The organism is Nonomuraea antimicrobica (assembly GCF_039536965.1).
Classification (GTDB): domain Bacteria; phylum Actinomycetota; class Actinomycetes; order Streptosporangiales; family Streptosporangiaceae; genus Nonomuraea; species Nonomuraea antimicrobica.
Window position 1 is genome coordinate 1 of record NZ_BAAAZP010000100.1, and the last position, 21,124, is coordinate 21,124.

The window sequence follows — 21,124 nt, forward strand, 5'->3', positions numbered from 1 at the left end:
CCCCGGCGGCCGGGCTCGGGGTCGGCGGGGTCGCCGGGGTCGGCGAGGTCGGCGGGGTCACGGTCGCGCGGTACGCGGGTCCGCCCGTACCAGGACTGCCGGGCGCGCTGCTGGTCCGCCCCGACGGTTACGTGGCCTGGGCCGGCGACGACCGTGCCGATCTGCCCGCGCGGACGGCGGCGGCGGTGGCGCGGTGGGGCGGCTCCCCGTCGGGCGCCCACCCTGCCCGCAACTGACGTCCCCGACGGACCACGCCGTCGAAATACTCGGTATCGGTTCAGGTGGGGATCTTCTATCTTTACCCGTGACCAAGCGTCACGAAGGAGATGTTGATCGTGAAGAGACCACTCGACGGAACCGCGCTGCGTACCGGCGTCATCGCCGCGGTCGCGCTGGCGGGCAGCCTGGTGACCGCCTCTCCGGCAGGCGCCGCCGCTGCCGGCGCCACCGCGTTAGCGGGCGAGCGTACCGTCGCCTCGGCGGCGGCGGCCCGCCCGAGCAACGGCAAGATCCTCTACGACCGCATCAGCGGCGGAGAGGGCGTCCTGAAGATCAAGAACGGCACCACCAAGGACGGCGTCGTCGCCCTGGTCCGCGGTAGCTCCAAGGCGATCAGCATCTACGTGCGCGCCAAGTCCACCGCGAGCATCAAGGACGTCAAGGACGGCACCTACCGGATCTACTTCACCACCGGCTACCGCTTCAACACCTCCAAGGGCCGGTTCGCGCGCTCCGCCGCCTACCAGCGCTTCGACGACCGGCTGAAGTTCGTCACGACGTCCAGGTCCAGCACCATCTGGACGCTGACCCTCAAGGCGGTCAAGGGCGGCAACGCGCGGACCCGGCACATCAACCCGAAGGACTTCCCCGCCTGAGGCCCCTTACTGGAAAGCTTCTTTACCTTTCTTTCGGCCTCGGGGCCCGCGAAATCCCAGTTCGGAGCCGTCATATCACGGTGTTATGGGAAATTGTTGGCTACCGAGGCCCACCTGACCGATGACAACCTGAGGGCATCCCCAGCCGGCCGGGGCTCTTCCACTCCACACCCCCCTGAGGAGCCAGAGAGTGAACCCCAAACTCAGGTTGGGGGCTGCCGCACTGCTCGCGTTAGCCCTGCCTGTCTGCCAAGCCTGGGCGGCCGGTGCCACGAGCGCCACGAGCGCCATGGTCCGGGCGTCGCAGGCGGCCGACCCCCCGAGCCCCGACGAGCGCAGGAACGCGATCGCCACCGCGCGCGCCGCGGTCCTGGCGGAGCCGGCGGCGCTGCGAGCCTCCGAGCACGACGCGTTCGCGCTGACCTCGGCCGTCGAGGGTGTCCGCGGCCTGCAGTACCTCACCTACGCCCGCACCCACGCGGGCCTGCCCGTGTACGGCGGCGAGGCGATCGTCACCACCGACGCCACCGGATCGGTGATCGGCACGGTCACCACCGGCCAGCGCACCGAGATAGCCGTGGGCACCCGGCCGAAGGTGAGCGCGGCGGCGGCCGCGGTCACGGCACGGGCCAGGGTCGCCAGGCCCGCGAGCGTGGCCACTCCCGTGCTGTCCGTGCACGCCGCCACCGCCGAGCCCCGCCTGGCGTACGAGGCCGTGGTGTCAGGGGCCACCGGGGCCGGCCGGGAGACTCGCCTCCACGTGTACGTGGACGCGCTCACCGGCAAGGTCATCGACGAATGGGACGAGGTCCGCGACGGCACCGGCAACGGCTACTACAACGGCACCGTCACCATCGACACGTCGCCGTCGTACACGATGCGCGACCCGGGCAGGCCCGGCGTCCAGTGCGGCGGCCAGAACGGCACCCCGTACACCAAGACCACCGACACCTGGGGCGACGGCCAGGGCGCGAACCTGGAGACCGCCTGTGTGGACGCCCTCTACGGCGCGCAGCGCGAATGGGACATGCTGCGCACCTGGCTGGGCCGCAACGGCATCAACGGCCAGGGCGGCGGCTTTCCCTCCCGGGTCGGGCTGAACGCGGTCAACGCGTACTGGAACGGCTCCTACGCCTCCTTCGGCCGCAACTCCGCCGGAACCCAGCAGCTCACCTCCATGGACGTGGTCGGCCACGAGTTCGGGCACGGCATCTTCCAGTTCACCGGCGGCGGCGCGGGCAGCGGCAACGAGACCGGCGGGCTGAACGAGTCCACCGGCGACATCTTCGGCGCACTCACCGAGGCGTACGCGGCCAACCCCAACGACCCGCCGGACTACCTGGTCGGCGAGGAGGTCAACCTCTCGGGGCAGGGCCCGATCAGGAACATGTACAACCCGTCGGCGCTCGGGCACCCCAACTGCTACAGCGCCTCCATCCCCGGCACCGAGGTGCACGCGGCGGCCGGGCCGCAGAACCACTGGTTCTACCTGGCCGCCGAGGGCACCAACCCGTCCGGCGAACCGGCCAGCACCCGGTGCGACGGCGGCGCGGCCATCACCGGCATCGGCGTCCGCAAGGCGGGCGAGGTCTTCATGTCCGCCCTGAACACCAAGACGCAGCCGTGGACGCACGCCAAGGCCAGGGTCGCGACTTTGCAGGCGGCCAAGACGCTCTATCCGGGTAGCTGCGCCGAGTTCAACGTGGTCAAGAGCGCCTGGGACGGCGTCAGCGTACGGGCGCAGACGGGCGAGCCGACGTGCGCGCAGACCGGCAACGACTTCTCGGTGACCCTGGATCCCGCCTCGGGCACGGTCACGCCGGGACAGAGCGCCACGGCCACGGTCAGGACCGCGGTCACCGGCGGCTCGGCGCAGTCGATCACCCTGCGCGCCGGGACGCTGCCCGCCGGCGTGACGGCCTCCTTCACCCCCGAGACGATCACCGCGGGCCAGACCGCCACGCTGACGCTCGCCACCTCCGCGTCCAGCCCGCAGGGCGACCACGCCGTCACCGTCACCGCCGACGGGGTCGACGTGGACCGGCAGGCCGCCTACAACCTGCGGATCGGGCAGACCTCGCAGAACGACTACTCCTTCACCGTGAGCCCCGCCTCGGCCTCGGTACGGGCGGGCGAGGCGGCCACCGCCACCATCGCCACGCAGGTCACCTCCGGGCAGGCGCAGAGCGTGACCCTGTCGGCGGGCGAGGCGGCCACCGCCACCATCGCCACGCAGGTCACCTCCGGGCAGGCGCAGAGCGTGACCCTGTCGGCGGGCGACGTGCCCTTGGGCGTGACGGTCGCCTTCGACCCGCAGACGATCACGTCAGGGCAGTCGTCCACGGTGACGCTCTCGACCGCCGCCGGGGTCTCCCCGGGCACGTACGCCGTCAGGCTCAACGGTGACGGGGCCGGCGTGGACCGGTCGGCCACGTTCAGCCTGACGGTCGCCGGGGGACAGGGCACCACCTGGGCTCCGTACACGGCGTACGCGGCGGGTGACGTGGTGACGTACGAGGGGGTGTCGTACCGGTGCCTGCAGGGGCACACCAGCCTGCCGGGCTGGGAGCCGCCCGGCGTGCCCGCCCTCTGGGCACGTAGTTGATCTCCCGGGCTCATCCCCGGTGAGCGGTCTTCGCCGGGCCGGCTGCCTCCGGCCCGGCGAAACCGGCCGCCGCGTACCGGCTGACCTGCCATGACCAGCCCGTACGCGGTGGCACGCCGCGGTCGCGGCCCTGCCTCTCCTGGGCCCGCGACCGCGGTTCACCGGCGGCGGCTGGCAGCGGAGGCGGGGGCCATCCAGACCGGTTCGCCCGGATAATCCGATTCGGCTTGACTGGCGATCTTTGATGCACCAGATTGTTCGGGTCTTTCAGGACCGTTCCCAAGGAAAACCATGAAGCGAACCATCGTCGGTGTCGCCGTGGTCGCGGGTATGGTGCAGCTCTCCGCCGCGCCCGCGCACGCCGCACTGACCAGCGACCCGGTCAAGGCGCTCCAGTCCCAGTTAGCCCGCGGCAAGGCCGTCAACCTGACGGCCACCGCCAAGGTGACGTACGCGGCCGGCCTGGTGGCCACCTCCGCGCTGGACGGCACGGTCGGGTTCGGCCCGCGCGGCCCCGTCGCCTCCGACCTGGGGCAGACCCTGCAGTACAGCGAGAAGCTGCTGGGCCAGTTGAAGAAGTCGAGCCCGGAGGAGACCGAGGCGCTGCAGGAGGGACCCATCAGGATGGTCTCCTCCGGCGGCCTGAGCTACGTCTCCGGCCCGGTGGTCGACCAGGCGCTGATCCAGGGCGAGAGCTGGGTCCGCTACCGGAAGGTCATCCTGCCGCCGAGCAACCTGGTGGTAGAGGCGCTCGACCCGGCCACGCTCAAGACCCTCATCGCCGCCCGCACCTCCTGGAGCGGCGGCATCCTCAAGGGCAGCGTCAAGGCCGGCAAGCTCGCCAAGGCGTCGGCGCCCTTCGCCGCGTTCTACGGCAAGTCGTTCACCGCCAAGCGCGACGGCAAGATCACCTACACGCTCTGGTTCGGTGAGAAGGGCCTGGTCGAGCGGGTGTCCGCCAAGGCGTCCCTGCCCATCCAGAACCGGACCGTGCACGTCGAGTCCGACACCCGCTACGCGGACTGGGGCCGCGAGGTCACCGTGCAGCTCCCGCTGGAGGGCGACGCGATCGACCAGAGCGAGGTCAAGGACCGCGTGCCCGGCAAGATGCCCGGCATCTGGAACTGACGCCGCACCCGGCGGCCGGAAATCTCGTGGCGGGCCCGTGCGGCCCGCCCATAAACTGACCGCATGTCAACGCCCCGGATCTCCTAGCCAGGACACCAGCTTCCACGCCACCCGTGTGTCCTCTAGTTGTTCCGGAGCGAGTTCTCATGCTTACCTTCCGTGGCGTCGACGTGCGTGCCGGCGCCCGCCTCCTGATGTCCGGGGTCACCGCCCACGTCGCCCCCGGCGACCGCGTCGGCCTGGTCGGCCGCAACGGCGCGGGCAAGACCACCCTGCTCAAGACCCTCGCCGGGCGGCTCCAGCCCGCGGCCGGTGACATCGTCCGCACCGGGCCCGTCGGCTACCTGCCGCAGGACCCCGCCGCCGCCGGCGCGGGCACCGCCGTGCTCGACCGCATCCTGTCCGCCCGCGGCCTGGATCGCGCGCTGCGCGACCTGCGGGCCGCAGAGGCCGCGCTCGCCGCGTCGGGCGACGAACGCTCGATGGCCCGCTACACCAGGGCCGAGGCCGAGTTCCAGGCCCGCGGCGGGTACCCGGCCGAAGCCGGGGCGGCCCGCGTCGCCGCCGGGCTCGGCCTGCCGGAACGGGTCCTGGACCAGCCGCTGGGCACCCTGTCCGGCGGGCAGCGGCGGCGCGTCGAGCTGGCCCGCGTGCTGTTCGCCGAGCCGGGCGTCCTGCTGCTCGACGAGCCGACCAACCACCTCGACGGTGACTCCGTCGCCTGGCTGCGTACGTTCCTGACCGGCTACTCCGGCGGGCTGGTGCTCATCAGCCACGACACCGGGCTGCTGGCCGGGGTGGTCAACCGGGTCTGGCACCTGGAGCAGGGCGCGCTCGAGGTGCACAACACCGGCTGGCACGCGTACCTGGCCGATCGCGAGGCCGGCGACCGGCGCAGGGCCAGGCTGCGGGCCGCCGCCGAGCGCAAGGCCGCCGCGCTGCACGCCCAGGCCGACCGCATGCGCGCCAGGTCGTCCACGGCGGTCCGGGCCAGGGACATGGCCCGCCGCGCCGACCGCATGCTGACCGAGGCCCGGCCGGTGCGCCGCGCCGACAAGGTCGCGCGCATCCGGCTGCCCGAGCCCGCGCCCAGCGGGCGCACGCCGCTCGGCGCGATCAGCCTGGCCAAGTCGTACGGGGACCTGCCCGTGCTGACCGGCGTGGACCTGGCCGTCGACCGGGGCAGCAGGCTCGTCGTACTCGGGCTCAACGGCGCGGGCAAGACCACGCTGCTCAGACTGCTGGCCGGGCAGGAGCGGCCCGATTCCGGGCGGGTCGTGCGCGGGCACGGGCTGCGGCTCGGCTACTTCGCCCAGGAGCACGACACCCTCGACCCGGGACACACCGTCGGCGGGCACCTGGCGGCGGCCGCCCCGCACCTGAGCGACGGTGAGGCCAGGGCGGTGCTGGGATCGTTCCTGTTCGGCGGCGACGACGTGGACAAGCCCGTCGGGGTGCTGTCGGGCGGGGAGAAGACCCGGCTGGCGCTGGCCGGGCTGGTCAGCTCGCGGGCCAACGTGCTGCTGCTCGACGAGCCGACCAACAACCTCGACCCGGCGTCTCGGGCAGAGGTGCTGGCGGCCGTGTCGGCGTACCGAGGGGCGGTCGTCATGGTCACGCACGATCAGGAGGCCGTCGAGGCGCTGCGTCCTGGGCGGGTGCTGGTGCTGCCCGACGGGGTCGAGGACCTGTGGAACGACGGGTACGCCGACCTGATCACCCTGGCCTAGTGACCGGCCTCCGCACGGTATGAGCTTCTTGGCCGGGCGTACCCCGACCGTACGGGCGTGAGCCGTGGATACGCGGGCAGGGGGTCCCTCGTGACCGGCGCCTTCGGGCGATCAGCGACCCACAGGACGGCGACATGACATCGACACCCCACCCGCCCCGCCGCGAAGGCCCCGACACCCCTCACCGGCCCGACGGGAGGGACGGTGCCGTGCCGGACGAGGGCACAGACGGCCAGCGTCGGGCGGGCGGGCGTGACGGTCCGGCCCTGCTCGATGGTTCAGGAGTCCCCGACCGGCCGGAAGAGCGCGGCCGGACGGACCACGAGACGGAAGCGGATGGTGCGTCCGGTCATCGGGTGGGCGGCGGGGCGGACGCGGATGGTGCGGGCGATCCTCGGGTGGCGTCGCTGGAGGCCGAGATCGGGCGGGTCAGGGAGCCGGCGAGGTTGCTGCGGGTCAGCACCATGGCCCGTTCGCTGCTCGACGAGGCCCGCGGGCTCGCCCTCGACGAGCACACCCGCGAGCAGCTCTGGCACCTCCACGCGCGGGTGGTCGCGGAGATCGGCGACTCCGTCGCCCCCGAGCTGCGGGACGAGCTGGACCGCCTGCTGCCCGAGCCGTCCCACACCCTCAGCCAGTCGGAGGTCCGGATCGCCCACAGCCAGCTCGTGGGATGGCTGGAAGGGGTGTTCCAGGGCATCAGGGTCGGGATGACCGTGCAACGGGGCATACACCACCCGGACGCCCCGCACTCGTCCGATCCCCACGGCCGGCAGACGAGGCCCGACGCGGGATACCTCTGACCGACTCCCCGGCCCGGTAGCGCGGCGCACAGCCATGAGGTGGGCGGGATGGGCGGAGCGATAGTATGCGTAACCGTCATGGCCTTCACCGACGCCTCGCTCACCGCGCTGCGGGTCTTCCGCGAGGTGGCCGAGCGCGGCACGCTCACCGCCGCGGCCACCTCCCTCGGCTACACACAGTCCGCCGTCTCCCGCCAGATCGCCTCGCTCGAACGCGCGGCGGGCGCCCCCCTCCTCGAACGCCGCCACGACGGCGTCCGCCTGACCCCGGCCGGGCGCGTCGTGCTCCGTCACGCCGCCGCGATCGTCGACCGGATCGACGCCGGGGCGCGCGAACTGGCCGGGCTACCCCAGGAGCCCGGCACCGTACGCCTCGGCTGGTTCGCCAGCGCGGGCGCCGACCTCGTGCCCCGCGCGCTCGAAGCCCTGCGGGCCACGCATCCCGCCATCACCGTCGAGAGCCGGGAGGGCGGCACGCCCGCGCTGGTCCGCGCCCTGCGCGCGGGCACGGTGGACCTCGCGCTGCTTGGCTCGGGGCCGCCGTTCCGCCCGCCCGACACCGAGACCCCGGCCCTGGAGACCGAGATCCTCGACGAACAGGGCCTGTGCGTGGCCGTGCCGTCCGGCCACCCCCTGGCCCGCGGCGACTACATCGACGTCGCCGACCTGCACGGGCAGCGCTGGATCGCGGGCTCGGGCACCGCCGCCGGGGGAGGCGCGGGCGACAGCACCGGCATGGGCGTCTGGCCGGGGCTGGACGAACGCCCCGAGATCGCGCACTCCGCCCGCGACTGGCTGGCCAAGCTCGGCCTCGTGGCCGCCGGTTGCGGGCTGACCACGGTGCCCGTCCTGCTGACCGGTGTGGTGCCGTCCGGGGTGCGCGTGCTGCCCGTACGGGGCGGGCCCAACGAGCAGCGCCGCCTCCTCCTGGCCCGGCTGCCCGGCCCGCTGCCGGAACCCGTGGCACTCCTCGCCCGGGCGCTCCGCCGGATCGCGCTCACCCGGTAGCCCCGCCCTCGACAGTGCCGCCGGGCGTCGCGCTCTCCACGGCGCCGCCGGGCGTCACGCCCTCCATGGTGTCGCCGGGTGTGACGCCCTTCACCGCGTACGTCACGAGCGTCGTCAGCACCTCCTTGACCGACCCGCGCTCGCGCACGTCGCACATCACGACCGGGGTGCGCTCACTCAGCCCGAGCGCCCGCCGCACCTTCGCGGGCTCGTACCGGCGGGCGCCGTCGAAGCAGTTCACCCCCACCACGAACGGGATCCCGCGCTGCTCGAAGTAGTCCACCGCAGGGAAACAGTCCTGCAGACGGCGGGTGTCGGCCAGTACGACCGCGCCCAGCGCGCCCAGCGCCAGCTCGTCCCACATGAACCAGAACCGCTCCTGCCCCGGCGTCCCGAACAGGTACAGCCACAGCCCGTCCCGGATGGTGATCCGGCCGAAGTCCAGCGCCACCGTGGTCGTGCTCTTGGACTCCACGCCCGAGGTGTCGTCCACCCCGACGCCCCGGTCGCTGAGCAGCTCCTCGGTGTGCAGCGGGCGGATCTCGCTGATCGTGCCGACCATCGTCGTCTTGCCGACGCCGAACCCGCCCGCGATGAGGATCTTGATGGCCAAGGCCGAGGAGACCGCGGTCGTCCCCGGCTCAGAGGCTGCGTAGTCCATGCAGCACTTCCCTGTAGAGGCGTTCGTCGAACGTCTGAGCGGCGGGACGCGGTCGTTCGATGATGACCAGGCCGTCCCGCCGCAGATCACCCAGGATCACCCGGGTGATGTTCAGCGGCAACCCGAGGTGCGAGGCGACGTCCGCCACCGGCGTGGGTCTACGGCACAGCGACAGCGCGGCGCGGTGCTCGGGGATCAGGTCCGCGGGCTCGGCCGCGTCGCCGACCGTCGTGACGATGGCCACCAGGTCGAACGCCTCCCCCTGCGGGCGCGCCCTGCCCCCGGTCAGCCCGAACAGCCGGATCAGCGGCCCGGGATCCTCCCCGGTCACTGTCTCGCGCCGTTCCAGGCCGGTGCCGGTGCCGCTCCCCTCGGATGCGCGGACAGGTGCTCGCCGACCCGCTTGACCATCAGCGCCATCTCGTACGTGACCATGCCCAGCTCGGCGTCCGCCGTGGCGAGCACCGCCAGCCGGGCGCCCTGGCCCGCCGCGGTGACGAACAGGAAACCCTCGTCCATCTCGATGATCGTCTGCCGGACGCCGCCCAGCGCGAAGTGCCGTCCCGCACCCATGGCGAGGGAGTGGCTGCCCGCGGAGATGGCGGACAGGTGCTCCGCGTCCTCCCTGGTCAGCCCGCGCGAGCTGCCCACGGACAGGCCGTCCGCGGACAGCACGATGGCGTGCCGGATGCCGGGCACGCGCTGGATGAGGTCGTCGAGCAGCCAGCTCAGTTCGGTTCTGGGGTCAGCCATCGGGGTGGTCGTCCTTTCCGTTCCACGTGTCTTGCTCCTGCCTCGCCTGCCGGCGGCCTTCCTGCCAGCCGCGTTGCATGGACGACATGAGCTGGGCGAGCTCCTCCGGCGAGCGGCGCGGGCCCGTGCGCAGCTCGGTGCGGCCGGAAGCACGGCCCGAAGTGCCGCTCGGGGCACGGCCGGGGCGCCGTCGGGAGCGCCGTCGGGGGCGCTCCCGGAGGTGCGCTCGGGGGTGCGGAGCTGGGGGGCCAGGTGGGCCTGTGGTATCCGCATCGGCAACCCGTCGAGGTCCTCGTCGGCCTCCTGAGGCGGCACCGTGACGCTCCAGTCGCGGGGCGGGCCGGACGGCGCGGCGCGTTCCCGCAGGGGCTCCGGGCCCGGCCCGGACGCCCGGACCGGCCCTGAGCCAGGCGACGGCGTGAGGTCCGGCGACGGTGCGAAGCCCGAAGAGCGCGTCAGGTCCGGCGACTGTGCGAAGCCTGGAGATCGTGTGAGGTCAGGCGACTGTGCGAAGCCTGGAGATCGCGTGAGGTCAGGCAACTGTGCGAAGCCAGGAGGTCGCGTGGGGTCCGGCGACGGTTCCTGGGACGGTGTGCGGTTCGGGGACTGGGCGAGGGCCGCGTGCCGGGGGAGGTTCGCGGGTCCGGCGGTGACGGCCGCGGGCTCGGCGGTCGCGAGCAGCGCGGAGGGCAGCAGGACGATCGCGGTCGTCCCGTCGTACGGCGACCGCCGCAGCATGATCTTGATCCCGTGCCGGGCCGCGAGCCGGGACACCACGAACAGCCCGAGCCGGTCGCTGTCCGCCAGGTCGAACTCCGGCACGTCGGCCAGCAGGGCGTTGAACGCGTCCATGGTGGCCTCGTTGAGCCCCAGGCCCCGGTCCTCGACCTCCAGCGCCAGCCCGTTGGCCGCCACCACGCCGCGCACGTGGACGCTGGTGTTGGGCGGCGAGAACACGGTCGCGTTCTCCACCAGCTCGGCGACCAGGTGGATCACGTCGGTGACGGCGGCGCCGACCAGCAGCGGGGCGTCCGGCATGGGCACGACCGTGACGCGGGTGTAGTCCTCGACCTCCAGCACCGCCGCCCGTACCACGTCGAACAGCGGCACCGGGTCGCGCCACCGGCGCGCGGGGGAGGAGCCGGACAGGATGATCAGGTTCTCCGCGTGCCGCCGCATGCGGGTGGTCAGGTGGTCGAGCTTGAACAGCTCCTCCAGGAGCTCCGGCTCGTCCACCCGGCGCTCCATGGTGTCCAGCATCGCGAGCTGGCGGTGCAGCAGCGCCTGGTTGCGCCGCGCCAGGTTGAGGAAGACCTGGCCGACGCTCTTGCGTAGCGCGGCCTGGCCCACCGCGGCCGCCACCGCCGTGCGGCCTACGGCGGAGAAGGCGTGCACCACGCGATCGACCTCGGCGGTGTCGGCCGGGTCGAGCCCGGGAGCCTCGGTGGCCGGGTCCACGTCGTCGCCGCGGCGCAGCCGTTCGACCAGCCGGGGCAGCCGCTCCTCGGCCAGCTCCACCGCCGAGCCCTGCAGCCGCCGCAGCTCGCCGACCAGCGAACGGCCGAACCGGTACGACAGCGTCAGCGACAACAGCACCGCCGCCAGGCCCAGCAGCAGGACCAGCCCGACCCCCCAGTACGCCCCGGTCTTCTGCTCCTCGGCCGCCACCGCCGAGCGGGTCAGCTCGGCCTGGGCGCCCCGGTTGATCTCCCCCAGGATGGTCTCGGTGTCACTGCGCCACTCCTGGGGGTCCACCGGCGGGGCCCCGTTGGTGTCCCATCTGAACAGCTCGTCCTCGACGGCCACCAGGCGTTTGTACTCGGGGCTGTCCACCAGCCTGTCGTAGTCCGCCCGCAGCTCGGGCCCGGCGTCGCGCTCGGCGTTGGCGAAGACGAGCCGGCGGCTGGTCATGGCGGAGACGAACGCGGCCCGGTCGGTCGGGGTCATCTTGCGGTGCACGATCGTGCTGGTGAGCACGGCGTGCTCGCGGCCCAGGTACTCGGCCGTGGACTGGTAGGCCGCCATGCCGCGTATGGCGCGGTAGGACGAGACGTCGCTCAGCGCGTCCCGGTCGGTGAACTGCCGGTTGGCCACGGAGATCAAGCTGTTGTACGCCTCGATGACGGTCAGCGGCGGCACCAGCACGCCTCCGTCGGCGGAGTCGCGCAGCGTGCGCAGGCCGTCCAGCGCCTCCACCATCGCGCGCACCTGGGCGGGGGCCGCGCCGCCCTCGGCGTCCACGTCCATGGCCCCGATGATCTCCCGCAGCCGTTTGACCTGCGCGTCCGTGGCCTGCCGCTGGTCCGCGAGCGGCTTGTGGCCGGCCGTGCCGCCGACGGCCTCCGCCGAGAGCTGGCGCTCGCGCTGCAACTCGACGATCAGCCGCAGCACGGGCGAGCCGATGGCCTCCCAGCGGTCCTGCGTCTGGGAGACCGTGACGATCTCATCCACCCCCGAATACGCGATGAACCCCCATAAGGCCACCATGGAGACCAGCGGAAGCAGGAGGATCCTGAGCAGCTTGGTACGGATAGGCGGGGGCGAGCTCATCCTTCATGTCCAATTCCGCGCGTGTGGTGATGCGCTGCCGAGCAGCCGTGAACGTGCCGTCGCCCCCCGAGGTTGCCGGCCACGACTGGGTGCGCCTGTGGTTCGTCCACTATGCCGATGGGGCAGATGTACTTCAAGGTACGGATGCGAAGAAACATCGCGAATGGTGGGTTGACTGTTTGTCAGCACACAATTCGTGTTCGTAACCGGTGAGTAACCCCTCCGGTCTCCACGCTGAGTGACCACTCAGCCGAACGCGCTCACCCGGCCGATCGCTCGGGGCAGGTCGGTCAGGGGAGGATCAGGTTCACGATCTGGAGCACGAGCACGATCGACAGCACCGCGGCCAGGATCAGCCACTTGGGGTCGAGCCAGCCCGATCGGCGGGGCCCGGCGGTGGACGGGGCGTCGGGGTTGAGCAGGTCGCTCAGCACCGGGTTGATCTGGCTCTCATGCAGGAGGCGCTCCAGGTCGGGGACCAGGACGAACACTCGGGAGCGCACCTCGGCAGGTTGGCGGGTGGCGGCCCACACGCGTACGTCGCGCAGGATCGCCCACGCGTGCTTGGCGGTGGTGGCCTGGGCCAGGTCGGCCAGGAAGCCCTCGAAGTCGTCGCGGGCGGCGAGAGACTGCGCGCCGGGACCGTCGTCCGGCGACGGCGACGGCGATGGCGATGGCGATGGCGATGGCGACGGCAGTGGCAGCGGCGGCGCGGCGGCCGGGTGAGCCTGCGTCCCCGCCTGCGCCTGGCCCTCCACCGGGGCCTGGGGCGCCGCCTGCGCGGGCCGGAACGTCTCAGCCGCCGCCTGCCGGGGCTGGGACGTCCGGCGGTAGGGGTTCGAGGACGCCGCCGGGGCGCGGGACGGCGACTGCCGCGTGCGCGACTGAGGACGGGGCTGCGAGCGGGACCGCGACTCGGCCTGTGATCCGGCCTGTGATCCGGGCTGTGATCCGGGCTGTGACCTGGGCTGTGACCCGGACTGAGGGCCGGACTGCGAGCGGGACCGAGGGCGTGGCGCCCAGGTGTCGTCCGCCCAGGTCTGCTCCGTCCCGATCTCGTCGGCCGCGACCTCACCCGTCCCGGTCTCGTTCGCGCCGGTCTCGGCCGCCGCCGTCGCGGGCGCCTCCTCGGCGGGCCGTGCGGACTGGGCGGGCTGGGCGGGCCGGGCGATCAGCGCCGTCGCGTCGTGGGTGCCCGCGTCGAGCCGCCGGATCCGCTCCTCCAGCGGCGTCTCGTCGCCGATGCCCAACCGCCGCAGCAGCGGCACCAACTCGTCCCGCGCGTACGCGTCCACGACCATCACCGCGATCACGCCGTACGTGTCGTCGAGGTCGGGATAGCGCAGGTCCACCCGCTCCCGGTACGCCCCCTGCGCCGACATCCCCGGCCACTGCGGCAGGAAGATGACCTCGGCGCCCAGCTTCAGATCGTCGCTCTCGTACGTGGAGAACGTCTCGGGATGGTGCCCGAGCACCCGGTCGAGGATGTCCACCAGCCCCCAGAGCTGCACCACGGTATCTCCGCGGGAGCCCACCGAGAGCGCCTTCCCTGGCGTGCGCAGGCACTGCGAGACGATCGGCGCCAGCGCCGCCGCCTCCGCCATGGCCCGCCGGTTGAGCGCCCGGTTGGCCTCCTTGAACGGCTCGAGCAGCACCCGCAGGTCGAGCGGCTCGTCGGCGTCGGGCAGCCGGGCCGCCCAGCCGGGCGCCAGGGCCAGCGCCTGGCGTACGTTCGGCATGGCCGAGGGCAGCGTGGCCGGCTCGCCCAGGTATGCCTGGACCTGGATCGTCCGCCTGCTGTCCGACCCGTCGGTCCGCGTGCGCGAGAGCACCGCCACCCGCCCGTCCACCAGCAGCCGGCACACGCTCGCCAGCGCGGCGGGGCCGGGGTCGAGCCAGGGCCCGAGCCGGTCGTACCAACCCCGGGTGTCGGCATCTCGCAGGGAGGAACGCACGGGGCCCAGCCCGGTACGCCGCTCGTCCCACGCGAACTGGATCCAGTCGACGCTGGAGTCAGGGCCCATCAGATTCCCACCTCCGGATGGCCGCGCAGGACGCCGGTCATGGCGAAGAGCGAGACCAGGGGTTCGAGGACGCGCCGGGGCCGGACACCCCGGGGAAAGCGCCCCTCGGCGGCGGCGCCCCCCGTCGCCGAGACGAAGTGCAGGGTGCACCTGCGGCACTTGTCGTACGGGCTGAGCCACGCCTGCGCGCCCCGCCGGTGCAGGAAGGCGTACGCGTCGCGGCTCTCGGCCAGGACGGCGTCCGGGTCGAGCCCGTCCGGCTCGGCGTAGAGCCAGGCGTCCACCGGCGCCTGGAATCGCACCGCGTCGCTCTTGGTGATCGCGATGGCGGCCGGGACGTCCAGCCGCCCGCCGCTCTTGGGCAGCCGGTCGAGCACGGCGCGGAAGGAGTCGTCGCCCATCCTGGCGGACCTGGTGGCGGCGTCGATCACGAACAGCAGCCCGCCGACGGCCGGGATGAACCTGGTCGCCTCGTGGGTGGTGCTGCGCAGCAACTCGCCGGCGATGTCGAAGAAGGCCACCGCGGTGGTGTGCCGGCCGTCGTTGACCAGCAGCGCGTCCATCGGCTCCGCGGTGGCCCGGTGGGTGGTGCGCGACAGCGCGATCCGCTCCACCAGCAGCGGATGCACGTACGTGTCGACGTACTCGGCGTGCCGTTCGATGTCCACCGCGTCCGCGGTCAGCCCGTACGGCCGCAGCCCGCCCTGCTCGATGGCCCCGATCATGGCGGCCAGCAGGTGGGTCTTGCCCGTCTCCGGCCCGCCGACCAGCCCGATCACCAGCGGGCGGCCGTGCCGGACATAGGTGTAGGGCAGGTGGTGCTCCAGGCTCGGGTCGGACACCGGGGCCGGGCAGCGTACGTGGGCGGCGCGCAGCAGGTCCTCCCGCAGGGCCTCGCTCACGTCGTCGAGGTCGAGCCGCCGGTACTGGCCGGCCGGGGTGCGCTCGTAGAGCTCGTCCTCGCTCCAGTCGAACTCGTGCAGGCAGATCGGGCAGAGCATCACCGGGTCACCACCCACAGGACGACGAGCAGGACGACCAGCACGGCCAGCGGCAGCCAGCGCGCCCACGGGGGCCGGGGCGGCTCCTCCTCCTGCGGTGCTGCTTCCTTGACGGGGTGGACGGCCGTCCGCTCGACGGCGTCGGGGTCGCGCCTGGCCTTGCGCGCCTGGTCGAAGGCGGCCCGGCCCTCCTCCAGCTTGAGGTCCTGCTCGACCGGGATCGACTGCATCGGGTCGGGCACCCGCAGCCGGTTGAGCACCTCCTGCGCCGACGGCGGCGAGCCGGAGAAGACGTCGTGGATGGGCTGGAGCGCCGGAGCGGCGGCGAAGTCGGGCAGGCCGGCGATCTCGCGGCCGGTGACCGTGCGGTAGAGCACCATGCCCGCGCTCCACAGGTCGTCGGCCGAGGAGGCGTGACCGGTGCCCTCGCGCTGGGCCGGGCAGGCGTAGGGCGGCTCGCCCAGCCGCAGCCGCCGGTCGCCGGCGAGCGTGGCGTGCCCCAGGTCGGTGAGCAGCACCGAGGCGCCGTCCCACCGTACGGTGCCCGGCTCGATGCGCCGGTGCACGATGCCGCAGGCGGCCAGGATGCGCACCGCCCGGAACAGGCTCGCCTGCAGAGCCCGCTGCTCGGCGATCAGCAGCGCGCCGAAGTGGCGGCTCACCGGCTCGCCCCGCCGGTCGGACAGCAGCACGAACGGCTCCTCCGCGTCCATGCTGTAGCCCATCAGCCGGGGCAGCTCGGGCGGGTAGGCGCGGCGCAGCCGGGCGAGCAGCCGGGCGCCCATGCGGGCCTCGTTCTCCAGCAGGTCGTACAGGTACTCGCGCTCGCGTCCCGCCGCCCTGGGCACCCGCCGCTGCACGAGCCTGGCGCCCTGGACGACGAGGGTCAGCCGCCGCTCGAACGGGTCGTGGTACGGCTCCGCCTCCACCTCCCAGGTCACCTCGTCACCTTCGGGCGTGACGAAGGTCAGCGGCTCAGGTTCCATCCCCACTCCAGTTCTCCTCCACCGTCCCTGGACGCAGCGGCACCAGGCGCAGCGTGCCGGCGTACTGGCCCGACCTGGTCCACACGACGCCCGGCGGGTTGCCCTGGCCGCGTACCGCCCTGGGCGCGAAGCGCACCGCGTACGCCTGCCGCAGCAGCGCCGCCAGGTCGCGGTCACCGCACAACTGCAGCATCTGCCCGCTCGGCGGGACCTCCAGAGCCCGTACGACCTGCTGCGACTGCCGCCACACCGCGTCCACCAGCTCCTGTCGCCCGCCGGACGCGGCGCCGTCGCCTCTGCCGTCTCCTGGGCCGTCTCCTGGGCCGAAGCCGGGGCGTTCCTGCACGCCCTTGTGGACCAGGTGGTAGCGGTACTGCCGCAGCGTCTCGTCCACCCGGCGCTCCAGCCCGGCCTGGGCGTCGCGGTAGTCGCCGTGCTCCAGCGAGGTCCAGCCGGGCTCCAGCCAGCCGGTCACCGCGTCGAGCAGGTCGCCGGTGATGACCTCGCGGAGCTGGCCGCCGCGGTCGCGCAGGCGTACGGTGACCTCCTCGTCGAGCGCCGCCGCGGCGGCGGCCTGACCGGCCTCGGCCTTGCTCCAGTCGTTCAGCGTGCCGGCCACCCGTACGCAGATCTCGCCCAGCGACGCCGCCAGCGTGCGGGCGGCGTCGGAGGTGTGCATCCGGGCCTCGCCGAGCATCCACTCGCTGGCCGCGACCCGCTCCAGCCGTGAGCGCAGCTCGTCCAGCGCCGTCCTCGCGTGGCCGAGCGCGAGCTGCTCGCGCCACCAGGCCCGCGAACGCCGCCAGAGGACGAAGCGGTCGATCAGCCCGGCCGGGAACGGGGCCGGCGCGTGCAGTGCGTTGAGCAGCTCGTCGGGGCAGATCCGCCACAGGTCGTCGACGAAGGCGGCGCTGCCGATGGGCGCGCTGTGGTCGGCCAGCAGGCGCAGCCGCGACACCAGCCGCGTCAGGCTCTTGCGCTCGGCCAGCGCCGACTCCACATCGGTACGCAACTCGCCGACGATCTCGCGGTGCCCCATGCCGGCCGGGGTGGCGAACTTGACGCCGTACTCGGCCAGCCGGTCGGCGGCGGCCTCGTCGGTGTGGTCGATCTCCGCGAACAGCCGGGCGACGGCCTCGCGGAACTCGGCCAGCGCCCGGCCCGCCGCGACCACCTCGTCCGCGATCGCGGCCAGGACCGGGGCCCCGTGGAAGTAGCCCAGGTCGTCGAGCGCGCGGGTGGCCCGGTCGATCTGCTCGGCGGCCCGCCGGTAGAGGCGCTCCGTCCGGCCCTCGGGGACGAGCGCGTCGAGCAGGTCGGCGGGCAGGTCCACGGTGCCGCTGAGCATGGGCAGCGCGTCGGCCAGCGGCGAGCTGAACGCGGCGGTGTCGGGCTGGACGGGCCCGTCGAAGCGCTCGGCCACCTCGTGGAACGCCTGCGCGAGCACCTCGGGGTCGATGCGGCCGGCCACGATGCGCCAGCCCGGCGAGGCGGTGCCGTACGGGATGTCGCCCAGCTCGTCGACCACCTCGTCGAAGACCTCCGGCTGGCTCAGCAGGTCGATCAGGATGGTCTCGGAGCTGACCCCCGGCCCGTGCGCCGCCTCGCCGGTGTCGGCGTTCCACAGGATGCCGCACGGGTCGCCCACCCACAGCACCCGGCGGCCCTCGCCGTCGAGCGCCGGGGGCAGCCGCAGGTCCGGCCCCACCGCCACGACCAGCACCGACCTGACCAGGCGCGAGCTGAGCACGTCTTGCAGCACCTGCTGGGAGCCGGCCAGCAGCTCGGTGCCGGCCACGACCAGCATCCGGCCGCCCAGCCGCTCGGGCTCGCCCTTGCGCAGGTCGAGCAGCACGACCGTGGACTCTCCTGTGCTTCCTCCGTGTTCATTCACCGACCAGCGCCTCCAGATCGCGCAGGTTGTAGGCCACTGCCTCGCCGACGCGCTCGAACGGCAGGTCGCGCGCCGCGGGCAGGGTGTGCGCCCAGAAGGCGATGAGCTGGTCGGCGCGGTTGCGCGCGCCCGACGGCAGCTTGGGCGCCATGATCTCCAGCAGGCCGAGCTGGTCGGCGGCCATGCCGGTGACCTGGTGGTAGAGCGGGTGCGGCACGCTCAGTGCGCCCGCCAGGCCGGTCGGGAGCGCGTTCATGAGCTGGTCGCTGACGAGGCCGCGGAACTCCTCGTCGCCGCCGATCACCCACTGCTCGTACGCGCGCAGCACGCTCGGCCAGGACGACGCCCTGCCGTACCCGGTCAGCGGGAGCGTCATCGAGCCGCCCTCGACGTCGATCCGGATCCGTGACGGCGAGTCCGGCTCGCCCTCCACCACGCCGACCCGGCCGTTCCAGAGCAGGCAGAGCAGCCGGTGCAGGATGCGGACCCGGTGCTCCTCCGTCGTGGCCAGGTAGCCGAAGTCGTAGCCCAGCCGCTGGCGCCACTTCAGGTGGTCCTGCGGCCGCTCGTCGCGCAGCGCGTCGCCCCAGCTATGGAGCACCTCCCGCAGCTCGCGGACCTGGGTGACGCTCATCGAGGTACGCACCTGCACGACCGTCACCGAGTCGGCGTCGATGTTGCGGAAGTCGGGCGCCCCCGGCAGGTCGATCCGCTCCTTCAGGAACCGCTCCAGGTCGAGGTCCTTGGCCGGGGCGGGATAGGAGACCAGCACCTTCAGGTCGCCCGTGCCGTCGGGGGTGAAACCGCCCGGCACCAGGTCGGCCAGCTTGAGCTGGAACTGCCGCACGTGCGGGTCGTCGCCCCCGGCCCCCGCCGCCTGGGCCAGGAGGTCGGCCAGCGACGGCAGCAGCGGCGGCTCGCCCAGCGCGGACGCCTCGTCGCGGTCCTTGAAGAGCTTCTTCACCTCCAGCTTGAGCCGGTCGCGCACCCAGTCGAGCGCCTCGGCCGGCTTGCCGGTGCGCCAGGCCAGGTCGTAGGCGTGCCGCCAGCCCTCGGCGCCGACCAGCACGTTGACCACGCCGGCCTCCGCGTCGGTCGGGCGCAGCAACTGCCGGGAGACGAACACGTCGACGAAGCGGCGCACCACCGTGTCGTAGAACGCCTCGGCGCCGGCCGGTGGCAGCAGGTGGTAGACGCCCACGCGGGTCTCGTACAGCTCGCCCGCGCGGCGCGCGAAGCGCTCGGGGTCGGCCTCGGCGTGCTCGACGAACGCCTGCGTGAACTCGCGCACCTCGCGCAGGAGCTGCTTGCGCCGCGGCTCCCAGCGGGGCATCTGGTCGGCCCACGCCCGGTGCCAGAGCCCCTGGCTGCGCCACAGATACCACGCCTCCTGGTCGGCGAGCGAGCCCTGGACCTCGGGGTCGGACCACTGCACCTTGCGGAAGAGCCGGTCTCGCATCGGGCGCGGCTGCGGGGGAGCCTCGGACATGTTCTCGTACGGCTTGCGCGGCTGGGCCCTGCGCTGGTCCAGCAGCCCGGCGAAGCCCAGCCGGTCGGCCTCGTGCACGTCGCCGGGCAGGCCCACGATCACCCGCCGCAGCCGGAACGGGTCGACGTGGCCGAGCCCCGCGATCGCCCCGCGGCGCACGTCCATCTCCTGGGCCATGGTCGGCACGACCCGGCTGAGCCGCCGCTCCAGCGAGGCCAGGTTGTCCTCCATCGCCCTGATCCGGTTGGCCAGCGCCTTCTGGACCTCGGCCGCGCCGGTGGCGGGCCGCGTCTCCGGCAGCGGCAGCGCCTCGCGGGTGTGGAGCGGTTCGAGGTTGGTGGTGGTGAACATGCGCCGGATCTCGTCGACGTTGGTCTCGGCGGCGCCCGGCGGCACCGTGTCGAGCTGCGTCACCGCGCGGGCCAGCAGCCGCGAGCTGACCAGGTCGGCCAGCTCCTCGACGGGCACGGTCATGGACGAGACGAACGACGTGGAGACGCCCCGGTTGCCGATGCCGGAGGCGGCCGGGACCTCCCGCTCGACGGCCCGGTTGATGAAGTCGTCGGCGAAGGACGCCTCGCCGCGGTCCTCCATGCCGCCGGCGGCCTCCGCGGCGGTGCCCTGCCGGGTGGCGGCCAGGGAGACGATCAGCGAGGCGACCGAGCGGTGCAGGTCGTCGCGCTCGACGCCGGGCGGCATGGTGAACAGGAACGCGGTCTGCACGGTGCCGGTGGCCAGGCGCACCTCGCCCCTGACGGGGTAGCGCACGCCCAGCTCGCCGGCGATGCCCTCTTCGTCCACCTGCGTGCCCGCGTGCGGCGCGTTCTGGTCGTCGACCAGCCGGAACAGGTCGAGCAGGCTGGAGCCGGCGTTCAGCCGGGCCCGCCGGCCGCCGCCCCTGCCCTCGGCGAACGCCGACGGCATGACGACCAGTGGGTAGACGCGCGCCCTGATGCCGCTGCGGGCGAAGGCGTCGCCGATCAGGTGCAGGTAGTCGTAGAAGACGCCGCTGCCGGTGCCGCCCGCCACGGAGAAGGCCACGAACACGTCGCAACTGCGCCGCAGCCGGCCGCCCAGCGCGGCCAGCTCGCTGCCCGAGTTGCTGATCGCGCCGATGGCGTCCTCCACGCCCTGCACCACCGGGCCGGTGCCGTGCCGCATGCGCTCGAACAGCGCCGCCCTGGCCACCGTGGGGAGCTGCCCGGCGCCGCGCATCAGCGGCGCGATGAGCGGCTCCTGCTCGCGCGGCGGCAGCCAGTCCTTGACGTGGTCGCTCAGCGTGGCGCGCAGGTTGCGGGCCACCTCCGGGTAGGAGTCGAACTTCGGCACCACGTCGTAGATCAGGTGCGCGGTGCGGCCGGCCGCGGGGAGCTCCTTCTCGGTGGGCACGACCCGGCGGCGCGTACGGTTCAGCTCGTCCTCGTTGAGGTCGACGTAGACGAACTGCAGACAGGAGGGCAGCTCGTAGGGCAGGTAGTTCTGCCATCTGAAGTTCCTGATCAGGTCCATGCCGTCCGGACCGCACAGCTCGTCACGCAGCCAGCGCTCCAGCTCCACCCCGACCCGGCAGCCGGTGCCGCCGAGCCCCACGAACATCATCGGATCGAAGATCCTCAT

At 73.2% G+C, this 21,124-nt stretch carries 15 protein-coding genes; 7 read left to right on the forward strand and 8 right to left on the reverse strand.

The window, feature by feature from the left end; translation table 11 throughout:
- The 7 genes from ABD844_RS27580 to ABD844_RS27610 all read left to right on the forward strand — a co-directional run.
- Positions 1-236: aromatic-ring hydroxylase C-terminal domain-containing protein (locus ABD844_RS27580; RefSeq protein WP_486348544.1), on the forward strand; the 236-nt coding region annotated here is incomplete at its 5' end.
- Positions 237-335: 99 nt separating this feature from the next.
- The gene (locus ABD844_RS27585) at positions 336-875 is read left to right on the forward strand and encodes a hypothetical protein (RefSeq protein WP_344884070.1); all 540 of its coding nucleotides are present in this window, start codon (positions 336-338) and stop codon (positions 873-875) included.
- 190 nt (positions 876-1,065) lie between these two features.
- Entirely contained in the window at positions 1,066-3,480 is a 2,415-nt protein-coding gene (locus ABD844_RS27590; protein ID WP_344884073.1) for a M4 family metallopeptidase, read from the forward strand.
- Positions 3,481-3,771: 291 nt separating this feature from the next.
- Positions 3,772-4,608: a hypothetical protein gene (locus ABD844_RS27595; protein WP_344884076.1), complete on the forward strand. Its 837-nt coding sequence runs from the start codon at positions 3,772-3,774 to the stop codon at positions 4,606-4,608.
- 146 nt (positions 4,609-4,754) lie between these two features.
- The gene (locus ABD844_RS27600) at positions 4,755-6,338 is read left to right on the forward strand and encodes an ABC-F family ATP-binding cassette domain-containing protein (protein ID WP_344884079.1); all 1,584 of its coding nucleotides are present in this window, start codon (positions 4,755-4,757) and stop codon (positions 6,336-6,338) included.
- A gap of 134 nt (positions 6,339-6,472) precedes the next feature.
- On the forward strand, positions 6,473-7,141 hold the full coding sequence (locus tag ABD844_RS27605) for a proteasome activator (protein ID WP_344884082.1): 669 nt from the start codon (positions 6,473-6,475) through the stop codon (positions 7,139-7,141).
- A 78-nt stretch (positions 7,142-7,219) separates the two neighbouring features.
- Complete coding sequence (locus tag ABD844_RS27610; protein WP_344884085.1) at positions 7,220-8,149, forward strand: LysR family transcriptional regulator; 930 nt, start codon at positions 7,220-7,222, stop codon at positions 8,147-8,149.
- On the opposite strand, the gene ABD844_RS27615 is transcribed toward ABD844_RS27610, so the two are convergent.
- The 8 genes from ABD844_RS27615 to ABD844_RS27650 form a co-directional block, all read right to left on the reverse strand.
- Positions 8,139-8,810: a GTP-binding protein gene (locus ABD844_RS27615; RefSeq protein WP_344884088.1), complete on the reverse strand. Its 672-nt coding sequence runs from the start codon at positions 8,808-8,810 to the stop codon at positions 8,139-8,141. The two genes, ABD844_RS27610 and ABD844_RS27615, sit on opposite strands and share 11 nt — an antisense overlap.
- The gene (locus ABD844_RS27620; protein WP_344884091.1) at positions 8,791-9,141 is read right to left on the reverse strand and encodes a DUF742 domain-containing protein; all 351 of its coding nucleotides are present in this window, start codon (positions 9,139-9,141) and stop codon (positions 8,791-8,793) included. The genes ABD844_RS27615 and ABD844_RS27620 overlap by 20 nt, the downstream gene beginning before the upstream one ends.
- A complete protein-coding gene (locus ABD844_RS27625; protein WP_344884094.1) occupies positions 9,138-12,113 on the reverse strand; it encodes a nitrate- and nitrite sensing domain-containing protein in 2,976 nt (991 codons plus the stop codon). Before ABD844_RS27625 ends, ABD844_RS27620 begins: the two co-directional genes overlap by 4 nt.
- Before the next feature lie 290 nt (positions 12,114-12,403).
- Positions 12,404-14,137: a hypothetical protein gene (locus ABD844_RS27630; RefSeq protein ID WP_344884097.1), complete on the reverse strand. Its 1,734-nt coding sequence runs from the start codon at positions 14,135-14,137 to the stop codon at positions 12,404-12,406.
- On the reverse strand, positions 14,137-15,138 hold the full coding sequence (locus ABD844_RS27635; RefSeq protein WP_344884100.1) for a hypothetical protein: 1,002 nt from the start codon (positions 15,136-15,138) through the stop codon (positions 14,137-14,139). Before ABD844_RS27635 ends, ABD844_RS27630 begins: the two co-directional genes overlap by 1 nt.
- The gene (locus tag ABD844_RS27640) at positions 15,138-16,124 is read right to left on the reverse strand and encodes a protein kinase family protein (protein WP_344884103.1); all 987 of its coding nucleotides are present in this window, start codon (positions 16,122-16,124) and stop codon (positions 15,138-15,140) included. Before ABD844_RS27640 ends, ABD844_RS27635 begins: the two co-directional genes overlap by 1 nt.
- The gene (locus ABD844_RS27645) at positions 16,114-18,018 is read right to left on the reverse strand and encodes a hypothetical protein (RefSeq protein WP_344884107.1); all 1,905 of its coding nucleotides are present in this window, start codon (positions 18,016-18,018) and stop codon (positions 16,114-16,116) included. Before ABD844_RS27645 ends, ABD844_RS27640 begins: the two co-directional genes overlap by 11 nt.
- On the reverse strand, positions 18,011-21,124 hold the full coding sequence (locus ABD844_RS27650) for a tubulin-like doman-containing protein (RefSeq protein ID WP_344884109.1): 3,114 nt from the start codon (positions 21,122-21,124) through the stop codon (positions 18,011-18,013). Before ABD844_RS27650 ends, ABD844_RS27645 begins: the two co-directional genes overlap by 8 nt.

What these genes read in the sequence shown, in the direction of transcription:
- ABD844_RS27595 (WP_344884076.1), top strand. Translation starts at nt 3,772, where the DNA reads ATGAAGCGAACCATCGTCGGTGTCGCCGTGGTCGCGGGTATGGTGCAG.
- ABD844_RS27600 (WP_344884079.1), top strand. Translation starts at nt 4,755, where the DNA reads ATGCTTACCTTCCGTGGCGTCGACGTGCGTGCCGGCGCCCGCCTCCTG.
- ABD844_RS27605 (WP_344884082.1), top strand. Translation starts at nt 6,473, where the DNA reads ATGACATCGACACCCCACCCGCCCCGCCGCGAAGGCCCCGACACCCCT.
- ABD844_RS27610 (WP_344884085.1), top strand. Translation starts at nt 7,220, where the DNA reads ATGGCCTTCACCGACGCCTCGCTCACCGCGCTGCGGGTCTTCCGCGAG.
- ABD844_RS27615 (WP_344884088.1), bottom strand. Translation starts at nt 8,810, where the DNA reads ATGGACTACGCAGCCTCTGAGCCGGGGACGACCGCGGTCTCCTCGGCC.
- ABD844_RS27625 (WP_344884094.1), bottom strand. Translation starts at nt 12,113, where the DNA reads ATGAGCTCGCCCCCGCCTATCCGTACCAAGCTGCTCAGGATCCTCCTG.
- ABD844_RS27630 (WP_344884097.1), bottom strand. Translation starts at nt 14,137, where the DNA reads ATGGGCCCTGACTCCAGCGTCGACTGGATCCAGTTCGCGTGGGACGAG.
- ABD844_RS27635 (WP_344884100.1), bottom strand. Translation starts at nt 15,138, where the DNA reads ATGCTCTGCCCGATCTGCCTGCACGAGTTCGACTGGAGCGAGGACGAG.
- ABD844_RS27640 (WP_344884103.1), bottom strand. Translation starts at nt 16,124, where the DNA reads ATGGAACCTGAGCCGCTGACCTTCGTCACGCCCGAAGGTGACGAGGTG.
- ABD844_RS27650 (WP_344884109.1), bottom strand. Translation starts at nt 21,124, where the DNA reads ATGAGGATCTTCGATCCGATGATGTTCGTGGGGCTCGGCGGCACCGGC.